Origin of the sequence: Hoeflea sp. AS16 (assembly GCF_038900095.1) — a bacterium.
Taxonomy (GTDB): Bacteria; Pseudomonadota; Alphaproteobacteria; order Rhizobiales; family Rhizobiaceae; genus Hoeflea.
In genome coordinates this window covers 292140-307997 of sequence record NZ_JBBMQQ010000001.1, presented here as the reverse complement: position 1 = coordinate 307997, position 15858 = coordinate 292140, and the positions used below count along the sequence as shown (strand labels likewise).

Sequence of the window (15858 nt, the reverse complement as noted above, 5' to 3'; positions counted from 1 at the left end):
AACCGCGTTTACCGATCACCACATAACCAATTTTGTTCAAAACTCTAATTGGCTGGCAGCGCATTGCGTACATTTGGTTGATCTTCTATTCGCCAAATCGATCTTTTTGTTCTACAATTGTTCTATGAAGTTACACAGCATTCACGCACCGGGAGGCTTCCACGCGCACAAGCTGAGCGAAGGCTCAGCTACAACTCAATTGCTGACTAAATACAAAGAATCGCGTATCGCGTTTGAAATGACTCTTCAAAGGATTCGCGATCCTCTTCATAATCTAATTGAGTTCGATCTACACGATGAACTCGAACGTGCTCTTTGGCGGGTACTTCAAACTCGGCCATTTCAACGACTGCGTCGTATCAAGCAGCTCGGTTTTTCAGACTTGGTGTATCCGGGCGCTAGCCACTCTCGGTTTGCGCATAGCGTCGGTGTTTTTCATACAGCGAGGCAACTGATGACTGTCGTGCGAACGGTTGGCGATAGGTCTGAGTCCCGAGAGAATCGAGCCTTGGCGGCGGCGTTGGTTCACGACCTAGGCCATGGACCATTCAGTCATGCATTCGAAACAGTAGGAAAACGGCTTGGCTTACGGCTCGCAGATCACGAACATGTGAGTGACTTGCTGATACGCGATGGCGAAGTCGCTGAAATCTTAAATGAAATGGGCAGCGGGTTTGCAATAGATGTTGCCGATATGGTGAAAAAGGAAGGTCGTATAACCGTTCACAATGCTGTCGTATCAAGTCAATTCGATGCGGACCGACTGGATTACATGCGACGAGATCGGCTTATGACCGGGTCACAGCATGCGGCTATCGACTTCACTTGGCTGGCTGCCAACCTTGAAATCGGCTCCCTACCGACTGGGGTCGATGAGAAACAAACCGGTTCTGTTGAAACTTTTGTTATTGGGCCGAAAGCGATTCACGCAGCAGAAGCCTACGTATTGGGACTATTTCAACTTTACCCAACTGTCTATTTTCACAAGGCAACGCGCGGCGCAGAAAAAATATTCTCAGAACTTCTCGTTCGTGTTGTTGCGCTCGTCAGAGATGGCAGTGCAATAGAAACGGGGTTGCCTGATAATCATCCCCTTATCAGGTTTGCTCAAGAACCTAATTCCTTGGAAATCGCGCTTTGTCTCGACGACACGGTTATTTGGGGCGCACTTTCTCTTATGGCGGAAGCGAAGGACACCCTCGTGCAAGCCTTCGCCGTTAGGCTTAGAGATCGTAAGCTTTACAAATGTGTTGATGTTCGAACACGTATCAGTCACGAGTTTGATCCTGAAAGCAGGAACCAACCCGAGCCTAAGGCGAGAATTGAGACCTGCTGCGCGAAAGTAAACGAGATATTAACCGAGTGGTCCAATGCTAATTCAGCGGATATCCCTCGCATCCTGATCGATGAAGCAAAGCGCTCGCCCTACAAGGAAAGTATCGGCTCCATTGGACCCACAGAAAGAATCAATGTACGGACTGACGGAGGAGAGCTCGTGGACCTCAAACAACGTTCTACCGTTGTTGCAAACCTTACAGATTTTACGCTCCTCCGTGCCTACCACAACCACGATGACACTGAAGCTTTTGAAATTATCAACAGTATAATTCAAGAGGAGGTCGAGAAATGTCGCTAGCACAAACCAAAAAAATTGCGGGCATTATATCTGATGCCGGGGGCAAAATAGTAGGTCGAACCCGCCTGCAAAAAATTGCGTATTTACTAGTTGTAACCGGCATGGAGAGCGGATTAGAGTTCAAATACAAACACTATGGACCCTACAGCGAAGATTTGGCTTCTGCAGCACGGCTGGGACATTTAATTGGGGATCTACATGAAGCCGAACACTCTGCATCTTGGGGTGGCTCATATTCCATCTTCACGACCGAAGCCTTTGCCAATATCGCAGCGGATGAAAATCGTCGCCGCTTCGCAACGGCAGCTGCTAATGCTGACGCCATTGACTTAGAGTTGGCTGCTACAGCAGTCTTTCTTGCCAAAGAAGGATTTCCGGATCCGTGGGATGAAACTTCAAGGCGAAAGCCAGAGAAAACCGAAAATGGACGGATAGATAGAGCCAGAGAGCTTCTTCGTGAACTTGCACAGATACCAACCCCGAATCCACTTCCTGTTATCTAATAAACTATGCGGGATCCGATAAGGCAGGGCGCGAATCTTGTTTCTTTAAGTACGAGCGTAAGCCAGCAGGCATCCGCAATGCCTCTCTCAACAGGTGGGAGGGGCTAATCCATCGCATAGCCTCCATTCGCCTGCTCACTCCCAGCACTTTCCCTATCCGCCGCCCCGCCGCATTTTGACCATCACTCCTCACGCTACACCTAAACCCGCACTCCGCCAGATCGGATATTGCGGGTCCGCGGATCACTTGGCGGAGGTAGGCTTTCGCGGTCCTGCTTCCCCAATGCACGCGTGAAATGGATACAGGTTGCCACATCCCGGGCACAGCATGCCCAAATTGGCAGTCCTAGCTAAACGACAATTCAGCTGACACCTGCCCCGCCAACATTCCTGCAAACTCGATTGCCGCATACACAACCACCAGCATTGACCCGCCCGAACCCAGCCCATTACATAGGCGCATCTGAATATTTTACCCGGAACCGGCGCAGCTCTGCCGCGTCACACCGGGCCAGTGAGGAGAAGACTGATGACCCGGATGATTGCTCTCGTATCGGCGATGTGGCTGCTGCTTGGATCAGCGGCCGCCCTTGCCGCGGACGACAAGAAAGAGGTCAACATCCGCCCCGGCATCGCCAGCGTCGAGGTTCAGACAGAAGACGGCCCGGTGACCATCGAACGCATCCAGGACACCGATCACGAGATCACCGGCTATTTTGCCCAGACCTCGCGCGCCTGCCCGCCGTTCTGCATCCAGCCGGCACAGGTCGCCGAGGGCGTCGCCACCATCGGCGAACTCGAACTGCTCGACATGCTCTCTGACGACACCGCCATGGTGGTCGACGCGCGCACGGTCGACTGGCATGCCGAGGAAACCATTCCCGGCGCGCTCAACATTCCCTACACCGAAATCGCCGGACGCCTGGATGAACTGGGCTGCACCGGCAGCAACGGAGCCTGGGACTGCACCAATGCCAGGAATGTGGCGCTTTATTGCAACGGCCTGTGGTGCGGCCAGTCCCCCACCGCCATCCGCGCCATGCTGCGCGAAACCTATCCCGCCAATCGCATCTTCTATTATCGCGGCGGCATGCAGGCCTGGAAGATCCTTGGCCTGACCACGGTCGAAGGCGGTCTTTGAAACATTTCGGGCTCAAGTGGAGTGCACCTGAGCCCGAAACCGTAACTTCAAAACCTGACGGTCAAAACCTCAGAAAAACGCCTGAATGCCGGTCTGTGCCCGGCCGAGGATCAGCGCATGCACATCATGCGTGCCCTCGTAGGTGTTGACGGTTTCAAGGTTCTGCGCGTGACGCATGACGTGATACTCGGCCTGGATGCCGTTGCCGCCGTGCATGTCGCGGGCCATCCGGGCGATGTCGAGCGCCTTGCCGCAATTGTTGCGCTTGACGATCGAGATCATCTCCGGCGCGAACCGGCCCTCGTCCATCAGCCGGCCGACGCGAAGCGAGCCCTGCAACCCCAGTGCGATTTCGGTCTGCATGTCGGCGAGCTTCTTCTGGAACAGCTGCGTGCCGGCCAGCGGCTTGCCGAACTGGTGCCGGTCAAGGCCATACTGCCGCGCCCGGTGCCAGCAATCTTCCGCCGCACCCATCGCGCCCCAGGAAATGCCGTAGCGCGCGCGGTTGAGACAGCCGAACGGACCCTTCAGGCCCGAGACATTCGGCAGCAGCGCATCTTCGGAAACCTCGACATTATCCATGACGATCTCGCCGGTGATCGAGGCGCGAAGCGAAAGCTTGCCGCCGATCTTCGGCGCCGACAGGCCCTTCATGCCCTTTTCCAGCACAAAGCCGCGGATCTGGTTGTCATGCGCTTCCGACTTGGCCCAGACCACGAACACATCGGCGATCGGCGCGTTGGAAATCCACATCTTGGCGCCGTTGAGCACGTAACCGCCGTCAACCTTCTTGGCGCGGGTCTTCATGCCACCCGGATCGGAACCGGCATCCGGCTCGGTCAGGCCGAAACAGCCGACCCACTCGCCGCTTGCCAGTTTCGGCAGATATTTCATCCGCTGCTCTTCGCTGCCGTAAGCCTGGATCGGGTACATCACCAGCGACGACTGCACGCTCATCATCGAGCGGTAGCCGGAATCGATCCGCTCGACTTCGCGCGCCACCAGGCCGTAGGACACGTAACCGGCTTCCGCACCGCCATACTGCTCCGGCACGGTCACGCCCAGCAGGCCCGCCTCGCCCATTTCCGAGAAGATGTCGCGGTCGGTCACTTCGTTGAGATAGGCATCCGTCACCCGCGGCATCAGCTTATCGGCGGCAAACGCCCTGGCTGCATCCGCAATCATCCGCTCTTCTTCGCTCAGCTGATCATTGATCAGGAACGGATCGTCCCACTGAAACGAGGATTTAGAGGATTTGGTCGAAGCGGCGGGCGACACGGACATTGCAAAACTCCAGTTTGATCCAGAAGGGCGGCATCCGCCCTTGTTCAAGGGCACGTTACAGCCTCTGCCCCTTCTTTAACATGGATTACCCGAGATACTATAGGCTTAAAATAAATTTCGATACCGGATCCCGAAGACCGTACGGGCAGACCGTCAAAGCCATCGGCGGACCAAGCCGCCAACAGGATCGCACGGCGGCCTAGGATACCTCGTGCGCCTCGATCACTTCCCAATAGACCATCAGCTCTGTCAAAGCCTCGCCCTTTACCGGCACCGCGATGCGCGCCAGTGAAACGGTGCGACCGATGTCGGTCCAGGACGTGGTCTCATAATAATCCGGAATTCCGCTTGCAAGCGTCTGCTTGAATGCGCCAATCACCCGCTTGATGCTGGTCTGCGGCACGGATTCGATCACCGGACGGTTCTTGACCGGAGTTTTGAACGGCCATTGCGCGGCATTTGCAACGTCGAGCCACATCAGGCTCTTGCCCGACTCATCCATTCCGATCCGCGTCAGCAGCGGATACTGCGCATCGAGTGTGGCAACATCAAACAGTGAGGACCTTGGCAAGTCGCCCTGCCCCTTGTCTTGCCAGAGCGCATGAAACGCTTCAATTCGCGGGTGCGCACCGGCGGGCAGCCGGAATTCGGTTGGTGCAAAATGCGAGGTCATAGGAAAAGTGCCGGTTGGAATGCAGTTATTGAGACCAACATAGCTTTGAACTCGACAGCGATGCGTCTTTGGCGTTTACATTTCATGCCAAACTCTTCACTTTGGACGCCAAGTTCATGATTACGACTCTTGCAGATCAATTTGAAGTCGCCGCCGGCCTTGCGTCCGGAATAAGTCGGTATGCCGAAAGTTTGGGAATTGATGCAGACCCGATCGCGCGCGCCTGCGCTCTGGATCCCGCGTGTTTCGACGACATCAACAAGCGCATCAGCCTGGACCGGTTGTGCCGCTACATGGAAGCGCTCGCCCTGATAGCGGGCGATGACCTGTTTGGCCTGAAATCGATTGCCGGTTTTGAAAAGGGCGCTTCCGGCCCCTTCGGTTACGGGCTGATGAACGCGCCCACCGTGCGTGACTTTCTCATGTTCTTTGGCCGCAACATGGGCAAGATCAGCGAGACCCGGCTTTGTACTTTGGAGATCGGCGCACGATCCGCCCATTTTGAGTGGACGTTCTCGCCACTGATCTTGCATCGCGGCCAGTATGTCGATCTCGGCACTGCCCAGGGTTTCAATATATTGCGGATGTTTCTTGGCGACGACATCAACAGGGTTCGGCTGGAGCTGGAGCGCAAGAAACCGATAAATACAAGTTTACACAAACAGTTACTAACTCAGAATGTAAGCTTCAATGCCCCGGTCAATGCCATGATCATTCCTGCGGATTGTCTTGAGCGCATCAATCCCGATGCCGACCCGCGGCTGTTTGCAATGATGTCCCAGCAGATGGATGCGATACCTCTGCGCAGGACCGATCCCGATGATCCCGTGGCCGCCATACGGTTTCATGTCGCCGAAAATCTGGCCAGCAACACGCCTACCTTGGCAAGCGAATCCGAACGGCTTGGCATGAGCCCGCGCACGCTGCAGCGCCGTTTGACGGACGCCGGGACCAGCATGCAGGCAATCGTCGACGAGTGCCGCAGGGAAATGGCTGCACGACTGCTTTCCGAAACAGATCTCACTCTTTCGAGCATCACCTACAAGTTGGGATTTTCCGCACCCGCCGCGTTCACCCGTTCGGCAATCCGCTGGTACGGCATGACACCCAGCCAGTACCGGAAAGAGAACCGGAAAGCTCCCTGAGCAGCCAGTTCGGCCAATTCGAGAACAATCCAGCTTCATTGTTTACGCAAACTTGACCCGCGTAAGTTTTTGGCGCGTGGCGTGAATGCGCACTGTGCCAGGACGAGGCATAACTCTCCCATCATCTGAAACAAACTCTGGTGGTTTACGCGACGGGCTTTCGGGTTCCGCCGCTTTTTCTCACACCAGCGCTACGGCCGGCCCACCCGGCAACAAGGAACACAATTATGGATCTCGGAAACAATATCGGGTTTCTGCCCTTAACGGCAATCGAGTTGCATTGTCTGTGCGGATGCGCCGAAGGCCACTCCGATGAACAGATGGGCAGGGAACTGGAAATGACGACAGCGGAAATCGCGTCCGTCATCAATATCGTGCTGTTGAAATTGCGCGTCCCCAACCGGCTCGCCGGATTGGCCAAGGCCGCCAGGATCGGTCTTCTCGAAAAAGTCGACGCCTAACCCTACCGGAAAACCGCAGCCCATCCGCCTCGGGGGCGGGGTCAGGATTTGCGGCGCGGTTTTCCCGTAACGTCAGCCGGAGCCATGCGGGGTTCCGGCTGACGTCAAATCCGTCAGCCCCTGCGATTGCGGCCTACAGCCAGGTGTCGTAATCCGAGACCAGCAGATGGCGTGGTTTCTCATCCTCGATAATCATCGAAAACCGGCCGATCGGCTCGCGGAACACATTGTCCGTCAGATCGTCATTGACGGTCGAGACTTCGCCAATCAGCACATCGCCGCCTTCTCCCCAGAACGCATGCCAGACACCGGGCATCAGGGTGACGCTTTCGCCCGGATCGAGCTTGAGCAGGCCGCCTGCGGCAATTGTCCGCAGCACCCCATCCGTATGGACAGAAACCTCAGCCGAAGGATCGATTGATCCGTCCTCGGCAGCAGCAAACAGTTCCAGCACCAGCTTGCCGCCACCACGGTTGATGATGTCTTCGGCCTTGATGTTGTGCCTGTGCATCGGCGACAGCTGGTCCTTGCGCGAGATCATGATCTTCTCGGCGTAGAGCATGCCCCGGCCTGCGGCCAGGTCTGCCGCCGAGCCGTTGCGGACGGTAAACAGGAACAGGCCCAAATCATCGAACCTGCCCTGCCCGTAATCCGTGATGTCCCAGCCCAGCCTGTTGTCGCGGATGGCTCCTGCGTCCGAAGCTGTCCGCGCGCGCATTTCCGCCGGGCTCCAATAGGCAAAGGGCGGCATCACATAACCGAAAGAACGGATAAAGCGGTCGCTTTCTTCCAGGATTTCGTTGATCTGACTGCGTTCCATGACATCCCCAAACCGGGCCGGCTGGTTCACCCGATGAATCCAGATTTAGAACCTGGCTCCCGGTGTGGCAATTGCACCGGTCAAACTTTCACGCTATGCGGGGCCGGCATAACAGTCGCAGTTGCAACAATAGCGGGACCAGCAAACGACAATGACTTTGCCTCAGAGACAATCCGCAGACACTCCTGGCGATGGCTCGCTTGCGCTCGAGGGGTTCCTCCCCTACCGGTTGGCCCGGGCAGCGGAGATCATCAGCCGCCAGTTCGCCACCCTCTATCGCGAACGGCATGGCCTGACCCGGCCCGAGTGGCGGACGCTGGCCACCATCGGCCAGTTCAACCGGATCACCGCCACGGAGATCGGCGCCCACTCTTCCATGCACAAGACCAAGGTCAGCCGCGCCATCCGTGCACTCGAGGAGCGCAAGTGGATCACACGCCAGGTCGATCAGACCGATCGTCGTGTCGAACACATTGAACTTACGCGTGATGGCCGCACCCATTACCGGGATCTGGTCAGCCTTGCCCACACCTACGAGGCAAAGCTGATTGAAATGCTGGGCAAGTCAGGTGCCGACCAGCTCGAAGAGGGCATCAGCGCCATCGAAACCAAGGTCGCCGGCTCCTGACCAGCGCCTCGCAATCAGACTGAACCGCCCCACGGACCGTGGTGTTCACCGTCTGCATCAAGCCGTTCAAACCCGTGCGCACCGAAGAAATCGCGCTGCGCCTGAATGAGGTTGGCAGTTCCGCGTCCGCGCCGGTAGGTATCGAAATACCCAAGCGCACTTGCCAGCGCCGGCACCGGCAGGCCATTCAGCGCCGCCTCGGCCACAATCCGCCGCAGGCTCATGTCGGTATCTTCGATCATTTTCGAGAAGGCCGGGGTCAGCGCCAGGTTCTCCACATCGGGATCCCGGGTGAAGGCGGTCGCAATTTCATCGAGAAACCGGGATCTGATGATGCAGCCGGCGCGCCAGATGCGGGCGATGGTGGCCATTGGCAGGTTCCAGCCGAACTCATCGGAAGCCGCAGCCATGACCGCAAACCCTTGCGCATAAGCCGCGACCTTTCCCGCAAGCAACGCCTTTTCGAGATCATCGACCACCAGCTGCCCTTCACGCCGGTTCTGCTGCGCGGGAAGCCCGAAGCGCTCTTCTGCACGCGCCCGTTGCTCACGCATGGCCGACAGGCTGCGCGCCGCCACGGCCGCCTCGATTGCGGTCGCCGGCACACCCATCATCTGGCTCTCGATCACGGACCAGCGGCCGGTGCCCTTCTGGCCTGCCGCATCGACAATGATATCGACAATCGGGCGCTCCGTTGCAGCGTCATACACCCTGAGCACTTCGGCGGTAATGTCGATCAGGTAGGAATCCAGAGGCCCTGTCGACCAGGCAGAGAACACGGCGGCAATTGAGGCCGCATCCATCGAGAGATGGTCGCGCATGACGCCGTAGACCTCGGCGATCATCTGCATGTCGGCATATTCAATGCCGTTGTGGATCGTCTTGACGAAGTGCCCGGCGCCATTCTCGCCAAGCCAGGCTGCACACGGCTCGCCCTCGTACTTGGCGGAAATCGCCGTGAGCACAGGTTCCACCCGGCGCCAGGCCTCCTGCTTGCCGCCGACCATGATCGACGGCCCACGGCGTGCGCCTTCCTCACCGCCGGAAACGCCCATGCCGATGAAGGTCAGGCCGGAGCCCTCAAGCTCGGTGAACCGTCGCATGGTATCGCGAAAATTGGCGTTGCCTGCATCGATGATGATGTCATTGGCCTCAAGCAGAGGCTTGAGCGCGGCGATCTGCTGATCAACGGGCTCCCCGGCCTTGACCATGATGATCACCGGTCGCGGCGGACGGATGGCGGCGACAAATTCTTCAAGCGTGCTGCAGGCTGTCACCCGCTCGGACAAGTCACCCGCAGCGGCGGCAAATTCCTCCGTGCGGGAGGTGGTCCTGTTGTAGACGGCAACGTGATAACCGTTGTCGGCGATGTTGAGAGCCAGGTTGGCGCCCATGACGCCCAAACCGATCACACCTATTTCTGCTTCAGCCATCCCGGCCTCCCGTTCATGTTGGCGGCTCAGAACCGGATGCAATGTCTCGGGGAAACAACGAGAATACGAATGCCCGGTTTCACCGCATCCTTTCCGCGTTCAACGCGACGCTTGAAGCGCGGAATTGCCGGATCAAACAGTGACCGAAGCCGCTCCAAGCAGCAAGCTCCGGCGGCGGTTATCTTGTTCCATTGTCACAGTTTTGCAATGGGGCACGTGCGCCTCTGCAAGCTTCGCGGCGGGATCAATCCGGCTTCGGTTTGTCGTCGCCATCATCGAGCACCCGCCAGGCGGCACCATCGAGATCGTCATACTGACCGCTTTTCATCGACCACAAGAACGCGCCAAGCCCCAAGGCTCCGAGAAAAAGCGCGATCGGGATCAGGAAAACCAGGTTGCTCATGCCGAAGCGCCAACACCAGTGCCGGCAACAGCCATGGGAGAAACCGGATCGGGCGCAGATGACCGGGCGAAATTTTCAACCTTGGTCTTGCGGCGCAATCTGAGCGAATTCAACACCACCAGGATTGACGAGGACGACATCGCCAGTGCCGCGATCAGCGGAGTGGCATGACCCAGAACCGCGGCCGGAACCGCCACGCAATTGTAGATCACGGCCAGCGCGAAATTCTGCCGGATCAGGCTGCCCGCCTTGCGCGAGACCGCGATTGCCAGCGGCACGGCTTCAAGGGAATCATGCAGAAACACGAAATCCGAAGCCATGCGTCCGACGTCGGCAGCACTTGCCGGCGCCATCGACACATAGGCTGCCGACAGGGCGGGCGCATCATTGAGACCGTCGCCAACCATCAGCGGTTTGCCGCCGGCCGCAGCCAGCGCCTGAACGCGTTCGACCTTGCCGCGAGGGCGCACGCCCGCGACATATTCGGCCAGGCCGAGTTCCGCTGCCAGCGCCTTCACCGGCGTCTCGCGGTCACCCGAGAGGATTTCGGCATCAACGCCAAGCTCCGCCAGCCGCGCGACCGCCTGCGCAGCACCCCGGCGCAGTTGATCGGAAAACAGGAAGACATCGAGGAACTGGCCGTTGCGCGACAGGATCACCTGACTGGCATCGGCAGCACGCTCGATCCCGTCGGCCCGTTCCTCAAGCGCGAACGCGGCGCGGCCCAGCCGGTAGACGGTGCCATCGGGCGATACCGCCTTAACCCCGTCGCCGGGGACTTCGGTGATCTCGAAATCCGGCAGGTCCCTGCCCGGCTGATCAAGGTTTGCAAGCGCCCGGCTCAACGGATGGCGCGACGCCCTGGCGATCCGCGCAGCGATTGCCAGGTGATCAGCGTCCACCGTGGCGGAATTGATCAATTGCGGCTTGCCCTGTGTCAGCGTTCCGGTCTTGTCGAAAATCACGTGGTCGGCCTGGGCCATCCGCTCCATCGCCGAGCCGTCCTTGACCATGATGCCGTTTTCAAACAGACGGCCTGCGGCAATCACCTGGACCACAGGTACGGCGAGCCCCAGCGCGCAGGGACAGGTGATGATCAGCACGGCAACGGCTGTCAGCATAGCCGTGCGCCAGTCGCCCGAAACCACCATCCAGCCGATGAAGGTACCCAGCGCCAGCAGATGCACCGCCGGCGCGTAGATGGCCGAGGCCCGGTCGGCAATGCGCCGGTAGCCCGCGCGGCCGCTTTCCGCCGCTTCCATCATCGACACCATCTCGGCCAGGAACGAATTTTGGGCGCTGCGCGTTGCCTCGAGCACCAGGGGGCCGGTAAGGTTGAGCGTGCCCGCAGGCGCCAGCGATCCGGCTTCGACAAGTTGTGGCGCGCTTTCGCCATTGACCACCGCAAAATCCATATCCGACCGGCCGGAGACAATCCGTCCGTCCACCGGAAGCCGGTCGCCCGGCGCGATCGCCAGCCGCATGCCGGGTTCTATTTCGTCGAGCGCGAGAAACTCGCGGCGACCGTCATCGCGGATCACCATCGCCCCGCGCGGGGACAGACGCACCAGATTGCGCACCGCCGAGCGGGCCTTCTCGCGCATCATGTGGTCAAGCGTGCGCCCGGCCAGCAGAAAGAACAACAGCGTCACCGAGGCGTCAAAATAGGCGTGCTCGCCATGGGTGATGGTCTCATGCAGAGAAATCCCGTAGGCAAGGATCACCCCGAGCGAGATCGGCACATCCATGTTGGCGCGTCCGTGCCTGAGCGCACCCCAGGCCGATGTGAAGAAGATCCGGCCCGAATAGACCAGCGCCGGCGCAGCGATCAGGGCCGAGATCCAGTGAAACAGATCCCGCGTCGCAGCCTCCGCTCCCGACCAGACCGACACCGAAAGCAGCATCACGTTCATCGAGGCAAACCCGGCCACCGCCAGCGCCTTGAGCAACTCGCGCATGACAGGGTCGGCGCTTTCGTCGGCACCGCCGGGCAAATGCGCGGGGTAGCCCAGGGAATTGAGTTTTTCACCAAGCGCGGTCAGGGTGGCTTCCCGCCTCCCCGCGTCATCGGAACCGTCGAACACCACCGAGACCCGGCGGGTGGAAAGGTTGACCCGGGCGTGATCGATGCCCGGCGTCTTTGGCAATTCCTTCTCCAGAAGCGCAATGCAGGCGCCGCAATGCACACCCGGAACGATCAGGTCGACCTGGTGCAATCCATCGCCGAGCGCCCGGCTCGACAGCCACATTTCCTCGGGCGAAGGTGCCTGCGATTTCAGCGCCTCAAGTTCCGCAGCGCTTTCCGTGCCCGCCGCGCAACAGCTCACGGTCTCATGCTCCCGTCTGCCTTGACGTGAAACCGCCGGCCCTTCTTGTAGATCGTCTGGCCGTTGCGTATCGCCGTCACGGTGGCGATCCATTCGCCTTCCGCAAGTTCGCCTGCCCCCCTGTAGATCCCGTCCGGATCTCGGGTCAGAACCATGTGACGGTCATGATGCTCGCCCACAGGACGGCGCAACTCGGCAACGATGGAATCTGCCAGTGCGAGGTTTCCCGCAGAATCGATGAAATCGATCTCCAGTCCGTCGACATTCGGGATCAGCTTGGCCTGGTACCCGAGCGCGGCGATGGCACGCGATTCAGCCGCCTTGGCGTTGAATTCCTGGCTGGCCACATAGGTGTTGGGCACAACCAGGCCGCTCCAGCTGGTAATCGCGAACCGCGCCATCACCAGGTTGACGGTGATGATGACACCGAAGAACGCCACCATCGTCGCCAGCATGTGCTTGCCGGTGAATTCCTTGGGCTGGAATATCGAGCGCAGCATCTGCATCACTTTGCCTCCGGTCCGTGGAAATTGGCCGTGTAGGAATCGCGCTCGAAACTGGACTTGTCTTCGGCGATGAAGCGGAACGTCGCGGTTTGAGAGCTGACGAATTCCTTCGGCTGCAGCACATTGACCCTGAGTTCACGCAAACGGTCGGGCTCGACAGGGATCGCGAACGAAACACCCGCCGGCTGATCGATACCCGGGATCTTCATGGTTGCGCCCGGCAGGCCTTCGATCGACAGGAAGATGGTTCTCGGTTCGGGGATCATGTTGAGGATCTTGACCGAGTAGCCGTTGCGGATGTCGCCATTGGATTCCAGCACATATTGCGGATTGCGGTCGTGCAGCACATTGACCTCAAGCCGGTCACGCGACAGCAGCGCAACAATCAGCCCGATACCGACCGCAGACCACACGCCCATGTACAAAAGCGACCGCGCGCGGAAAATGATGCGCCAGTTGAAATGCTTGACCGCATCGACGAAACCGCCGTCGGGCGTGCGCACCCGCCGCGGATCGAGCGCGCCGGTTTCGGGATCCTGGGCCAGCGCCATGTTGTCAGCATAATCGGACAGCGTGGCGTAGGAGATCAGTCCCCGCGGCCGGTCGAGCTTGTCCATGATGTTGTCGCAGGCATCGATGCACAGGGCGCAGGTGATGCATTCGAGTTGCTGGCCGTCGCGGATGTCGATGCCCATCGGACAGACCGCGACACAGGCATTGCAATCGACGCAATCCCCCTGCACCAGCCCCTGCGCAGCTGCCTTCTTGGCGTGACGGCCGCGCGGCTCGCCGCGCCAGTCATTGTAGGTCACCACCAGCGAGTTTTCATCCAGCATCGCGGCCTGGATACGTGGCCAAGGGCACATGTAGATGCAGACCTGCTCGCGCATCAGGCCGCCGAATGTGTAGGTCGTCGCCGTCAGCACCGCCACGGTAATATAGGCGATCGGCGCGGCATTGCCGGTGAGGAAGTTCATGAACAGCGTCGGCGCATCGGCAAAATAGAAGATCCAGGCGCCGCCTGTGGCCACCCCGATGAAGATCCACACGGCATGCTTGAGCACCCGCTTGAACACCTTGGACGCAGTCCACGGCGCGTTCTCAAGCTTCATGCGCTGGTTGCGGTCACCCTCGATCGCCCGCTCGACCACCAGGAACAGGTCAACCCAGACGGTCTGTGGACAGGTGTAGCCGCACCATGCCCGGCCAACCGCCGAGGTGATCAGGAACAGTCCGAACCCGGCCATCACCAGAAGACCGGCAACAAAGAAGAACTCCTGCGGCCAGATTTCGATGAAGAAGAAATAGAACCGACGGTTGGCAACATCGAGCAGCACCGCCTGGTCCGGCGCAAACGGCCCGCGGTCCCACCTCAGCCATGGCGTGATGTAGTAGATCCCCAGCGTCACCAGCATCACCAGCCACTTGAAGCGGCGGTACGTCCCCTCGGCGCGCTTTGGAAAAATCTTCTTGCGCGCTTCGTAGAGGGGCTTGCGCTTCCAGGCGGCATTGACCGCCTCGGCCTCAAGCCTCTCGATTTCATCAGGATTTGCGGGGGTCTGCGTGTTCATATCGGGCACCATTGGTTTGGAGCGTACCATGCATAGGCGACCTCCCATATGCCTTGATCAAGATCAATCCGTTTCAGCCGGTTGACGGGTGCAGCATGCGGTCGCAGGCAAAAGCGACGGCAGGGCAAACGGAACCGGACTTTCAGGCGATCAACCCGATCCGCTCGACAAACCACCACGCGGCAACCCCGGCGATCGCCAGCGACATTGGCACGCTGACACGGGCCCGGTACCAGCTCTTGTCGGAAAACCAGGCGCCGAACAGTGCATAGCAGGCGGCCACCACAGCCAGTTGCCCAACTTCCACACCGACGTTGAAGCCGATCAGGCCGCTGACAAAATGCGCCGGAGACAGGCCGAACTCGGTCAGCACACCGGCAAAACCGAGCCCGTGCAGCAACCCGAACCCGAACACCACGAACGGCCGCCAGGGACTGAGCCTGCTGGTCGCCAGATTCTCCACCGCGATAAAGACGATCGAAGCCGCGATCAGCGGCTCGACGATGCTGGCCGGCACCGAGATCACCCCCAGCATGGCCAGCGCCAGCGTCACCGAGTGCGCCACGGTAAAGGCGGTGATCTGGATCAGCAGCGGCTTGAGCCGCGGCGACAGCAAGAACAGCCCGACAACAAAGAGGATGTGATCGAGCCCCTTGGGAACGATATGGGTGAAGCCGATGCCGATGTAATCGAAAAACACCTGGCTGGCGCTGACCGTCAGCCCGCCCTCCACCGGGATCGGCTCGCTGGGACTGCCATCGCCGAGATAGGCGGAATAGCTGTATTCGCCCTGCGCATCCGGAACCCGGATGACGCTCGGGCCGAACGCCGGATTGAATGAAAACACCACGTCCCTGGCGTTGACCGGCAATTGACCCGACAGCGACAACCGGCTGAGCCGGGCGAAATCCGTGTCTCCCACCGGCTCGAGCTCAACGGCAGTGACGTCGAGAGCAATCTCGCCCTCATCGGAGGTCAGCTTGACGCCGTTCAGGAACCGCCGTTCGAACCGCCCGAACTCCACCGCAAGCCCGCTCTCGTCGAGACGCCGCAGATCATCGTAGCGTCCGGAATTCGGGCTGTCGTCGGTATCGCCATGCTCAACACCGATCTCCGCCAGCGCCGCTTCCAGGATCAGGGAAATCTCAAGCCGCACGGTGCCGTCGCCAACAAACACCAGATCGGCAATGGCGGGACGGATTTCATGCGCCCGCGCGCCGGCCAACCCCGGCAAAAGGAGCAGCACGGCAAGCACCAGGCTCGCAAGCACTTGATTTATCGGGCGGGAGAACATCTTCATCTGCAAAGCCATATTGGAGAAAACACC

At 59.4% G+C, this 15858-nt stretch carries 15 protein-coding genes; 6 read left to right on the top strand and 9 right to left on the bottom strand.

Going from position 1 to position 15858, the window contains the following annotated elements; genetic code table 11:
• Positions 1–124: 124 nt before the first annotated feature.
• The 3 genes from WNY80_RS01450 (at position 125) to WNY80_RS01440 (ending at position 3280) form a co-directional block, all read left to right on the top strand.
• On the top strand, positions 125–1636 hold the full coding sequence (locus WNY80_RS01450; RefSeq protein WP_342885558.1) for an HD domain-containing protein: 1512 nt from the start codon (positions 125–127) through the stop codon (positions 1634–1636).
• The gene (locus tag WNY80_RS01445; protein ID WP_342885557.1) at positions 1627–2139 is read left to right on the top strand and encodes a hypothetical protein; all 513 of its coding nucleotides are present in this window, start codon (positions 1627–1629) and stop codon (positions 2137–2139) included. Before WNY80_RS01450 ends, WNY80_RS01445 begins: the two co-directional genes overlap by 10 nt.
• A 529-nt stretch (positions 2140–2668) precedes the next feature.
• The gene (locus WNY80_RS01440) at positions 2669–3280 is read left to right on the top strand and encodes a rhodanese-like domain-containing protein (RefSeq protein ID WP_342885556.1); all 612 of its coding nucleotides are present in this window, start codon (positions 2669–2671) and stop codon (positions 3278–3280) included.
• Positions 3281–3349: 69 nt separating this feature from the next.
• On the opposite strand, the gene WNY80_RS01435 is transcribed toward WNY80_RS01440, so the two are convergent.
• Both WNY80_RS01435 and WNY80_RS01430 read right to left on the bottom strand, forming a co-directional pair.
• Positions 3350–4564 (bottom strand): acyl-CoA dehydrogenase, encoded by a 1215-nt coding sequence (locus tag WNY80_RS01435; RefSeq protein WP_342885555.1) that lies wholly within the window; start codon positions 4562–4564, stop codon positions 3350–3352.
• 199 nt (positions 4565–4763) lie between these two features.
• Complete coding sequence (locus tag WNY80_RS01430) at positions 4764–5237, bottom strand: hypothetical protein (protein WP_342885554.1); 474 nt, start codon at positions 5235–5237, stop codon at positions 4764–4766.
• A 116-nt stretch (positions 5238–5353) separates the two neighbouring features.
• Between WNY80_RS01430 and WNY80_RS01425 the strand changes: the two genes are divergently transcribed.
• The gene (locus WNY80_RS01425; protein WP_342885553.1) at positions 5354–6382 is read left to right on the top strand and encodes a helix-turn-helix domain-containing protein; all 1029 of its coding nucleotides are present in this window, start codon (positions 5354–5356) and stop codon (positions 6380–6382) included.
• A 227-nt stretch (positions 6383–6609) separates the two neighbouring features.
• Entirely contained in the window at positions 6610–6843 is a 234-nt protein-coding gene (locus WNY80_RS01420; RefSeq protein ID WP_342885552.1) for a hypothetical protein, read from the top strand.
• Between the two features lie 133 nt (positions 6844–6976).
• On the opposite strand, the gene WNY80_RS01415 is transcribed toward WNY80_RS01420, so the two are convergent.
• Positions 6977–7663 (bottom strand): D-lyxose/D-mannose family sugar isomerase, encoded by a 687-nt coding sequence (locus WNY80_RS01415; RefSeq protein WP_342885551.1) that lies wholly within the window; start codon positions 7661–7663, stop codon positions 6977–6979.
• A 151-nt stretch (positions 7664–7814) separates the two neighbouring features.
• On the opposite strand from WNY80_RS01415, the gene WNY80_RS01410 reads away from it, so the two are divergent.
• On the top strand, positions 7815–8291 hold the full coding sequence (locus WNY80_RS01410) for a MarR family transcriptional regulator (RefSeq protein ID WP_342885550.1): 477 nt from the start codon (positions 7815–7817) through the stop codon (positions 8289–8291).
• A 14-nt stretch (positions 8292–8305) separates the two neighbouring features.
• On the opposite strand, the gene gndA is transcribed toward WNY80_RS01410, so the two are convergent.
• From gndA to WNY80_RS01380, 6 genes are all read right to left on the bottom strand, one after another.
• A complete protein-coding gene (gene gndA, locus WNY80_RS01405; protein ID WP_342885549.1) occupies positions 8306–9724 on the bottom strand; it encodes an NADP-dependent phosphogluconate dehydrogenase in 1419 nt (472 codons plus the stop codon).
• Positions 9725–9968: 244 nt separating this feature from the next.
• Entirely contained in the window at positions 9969–10127 is a 159-nt protein-coding gene (gene ccoS, locus WNY80_RS01400; RefSeq protein ID WP_342885548.1) for a cbb3-type cytochrome oxidase assembly protein CcoS, read from the bottom strand.
• Entirely contained in the window at positions 10124–12454 is a 2331-nt protein-coding gene (locus WNY80_RS01395; protein ID WP_342885547.1) for a cation-translocating P-type ATPase, read from the bottom strand. The genes ccoS and WNY80_RS01395 overlap by 4 nt, the downstream gene beginning before the upstream one ends.
• Positions 12451–12960: a FixH family protein gene (locus WNY80_RS01390; RefSeq protein ID WP_342885546.1), complete on the bottom strand. Its 510-nt coding sequence runs from the start codon at positions 12958–12960 to the stop codon at positions 12451–12453. Before WNY80_RS01390 ends, WNY80_RS01395 begins: the two co-directional genes overlap by 4 nt.
• The gene (gene ccoG, locus WNY80_RS01385) at positions 12960–14531 is read right to left on the bottom strand and encodes a cytochrome c oxidase accessory protein CcoG (protein WP_342885545.1); all 1572 of its coding nucleotides are present in this window, start codon (positions 14529–14531) and stop codon (positions 12960–12962) included. The genes WNY80_RS01390 and ccoG overlap by 1 nt, the downstream gene beginning before the upstream one ends.
• A 142-nt stretch (positions 14532–14673) precedes the next feature.
• The gene (locus WNY80_RS01380) at positions 14674–15831 is read right to left on the bottom strand and encodes a HupE/UreJ family protein (protein ID WP_342885544.1); all 1158 of its coding nucleotides are present in this window, start codon (positions 15829–15831) and stop codon (positions 14674–14676) included.
• Positions 15832–15858 lie beyond the last annotated feature (27 nt).

Excerpts from the sequence above, each read along its gene's own strand:
- WNY80_RS01450 (WP_342885558.1), top strand. The coding sequence starts at position 125 with ATGAAGTTACACAGCATTCACGCACCGGGAGGCTTCCACGCGCACAAG.
- WNY80_RS01445 (WP_342885557.1), top strand. The coding sequence starts at position 1,627 with ATGTCGCTAGCACAAACCAAAAAAATTGCGGGCATTATATCTGATGCC.
- WNY80_RS01440 (WP_342885556.1), top strand. The coding sequence starts at position 2,669 with ATGACCCGGATGATTGCTCTCGTATCGGCGATGTGGCTGCTGCTTGGA.
- WNY80_RS01435 (WP_342885555.1), bottom strand. The coding sequence starts at position 4,564 with ATGTCCGTGTCGCCCGCCGCTTCGACCAAATCCTCTAAATCCTCGTTT.
- WNY80_RS01430 (WP_342885554.1), bottom strand. The coding sequence starts at position 5,237 with ATGACCTCGCATTTTGCACCAACCGAATTCCGGCTGCCCGCCGGTGCG.
- WNY80_RS01425 (WP_342885553.1), top strand. The coding sequence starts at position 5,354 with ATGATTACGACTCTTGCAGATCAATTTGAAGTCGCCGCCGGCCTTGCG.
- WNY80_RS01420 (WP_342885552.1), top strand. The coding sequence starts at position 6,610 with ATGGATCTCGGAAACAATATCGGGTTTCTGCCCTTAACGGCAATCGAG.
- WNY80_RS01415 (WP_342885551.1), bottom strand. The coding sequence starts at position 7,663 with ATGGAACGCAGTCAGATCAACGAAATCCTGGAAGAAAGCGACCGCTTT.
- WNY80_RS01410 (WP_342885550.1), top strand. The coding sequence starts at position 7,815 with ATGACTTTGCCTCAGAGACAATCCGCAGACACTCCTGGCGATGGCTCG.
- gndA (WP_342885549.1), bottom strand. The coding sequence starts at position 9,724 with ATGGCTGAAGCAGAAATAGGTGTGATCGGTTTGGGCGTCATGGGCGCC.
- ccoS (WP_342885548.1), bottom strand. The coding sequence starts at position 10,127 with ATGAGCAACCTGGTTTTCCTGATCCCGATCGCGCTTTTTCTCGGAGCC.
- WNY80_RS01390 (WP_342885546.1), bottom strand. The coding sequence starts at position 12,960 with ATGCAGATGCTGCGCTCGATATTCCAGCCCAAGGAATTCACCGGCAAG.
- ccoG (WP_342885545.1), bottom strand. The coding sequence starts at position 14,531 with ATGAACACGCAGACCCCCGCAAATCCTGATGAAATCGAGAGGCTTGAG.
- WNY80_RS01380 (WP_342885544.1), bottom strand. The coding sequence starts at position 15,831 with ATGAAGATGTTCTCCCGCCCGATAAATCAAGTGCTTGCGAGCCTGGTG.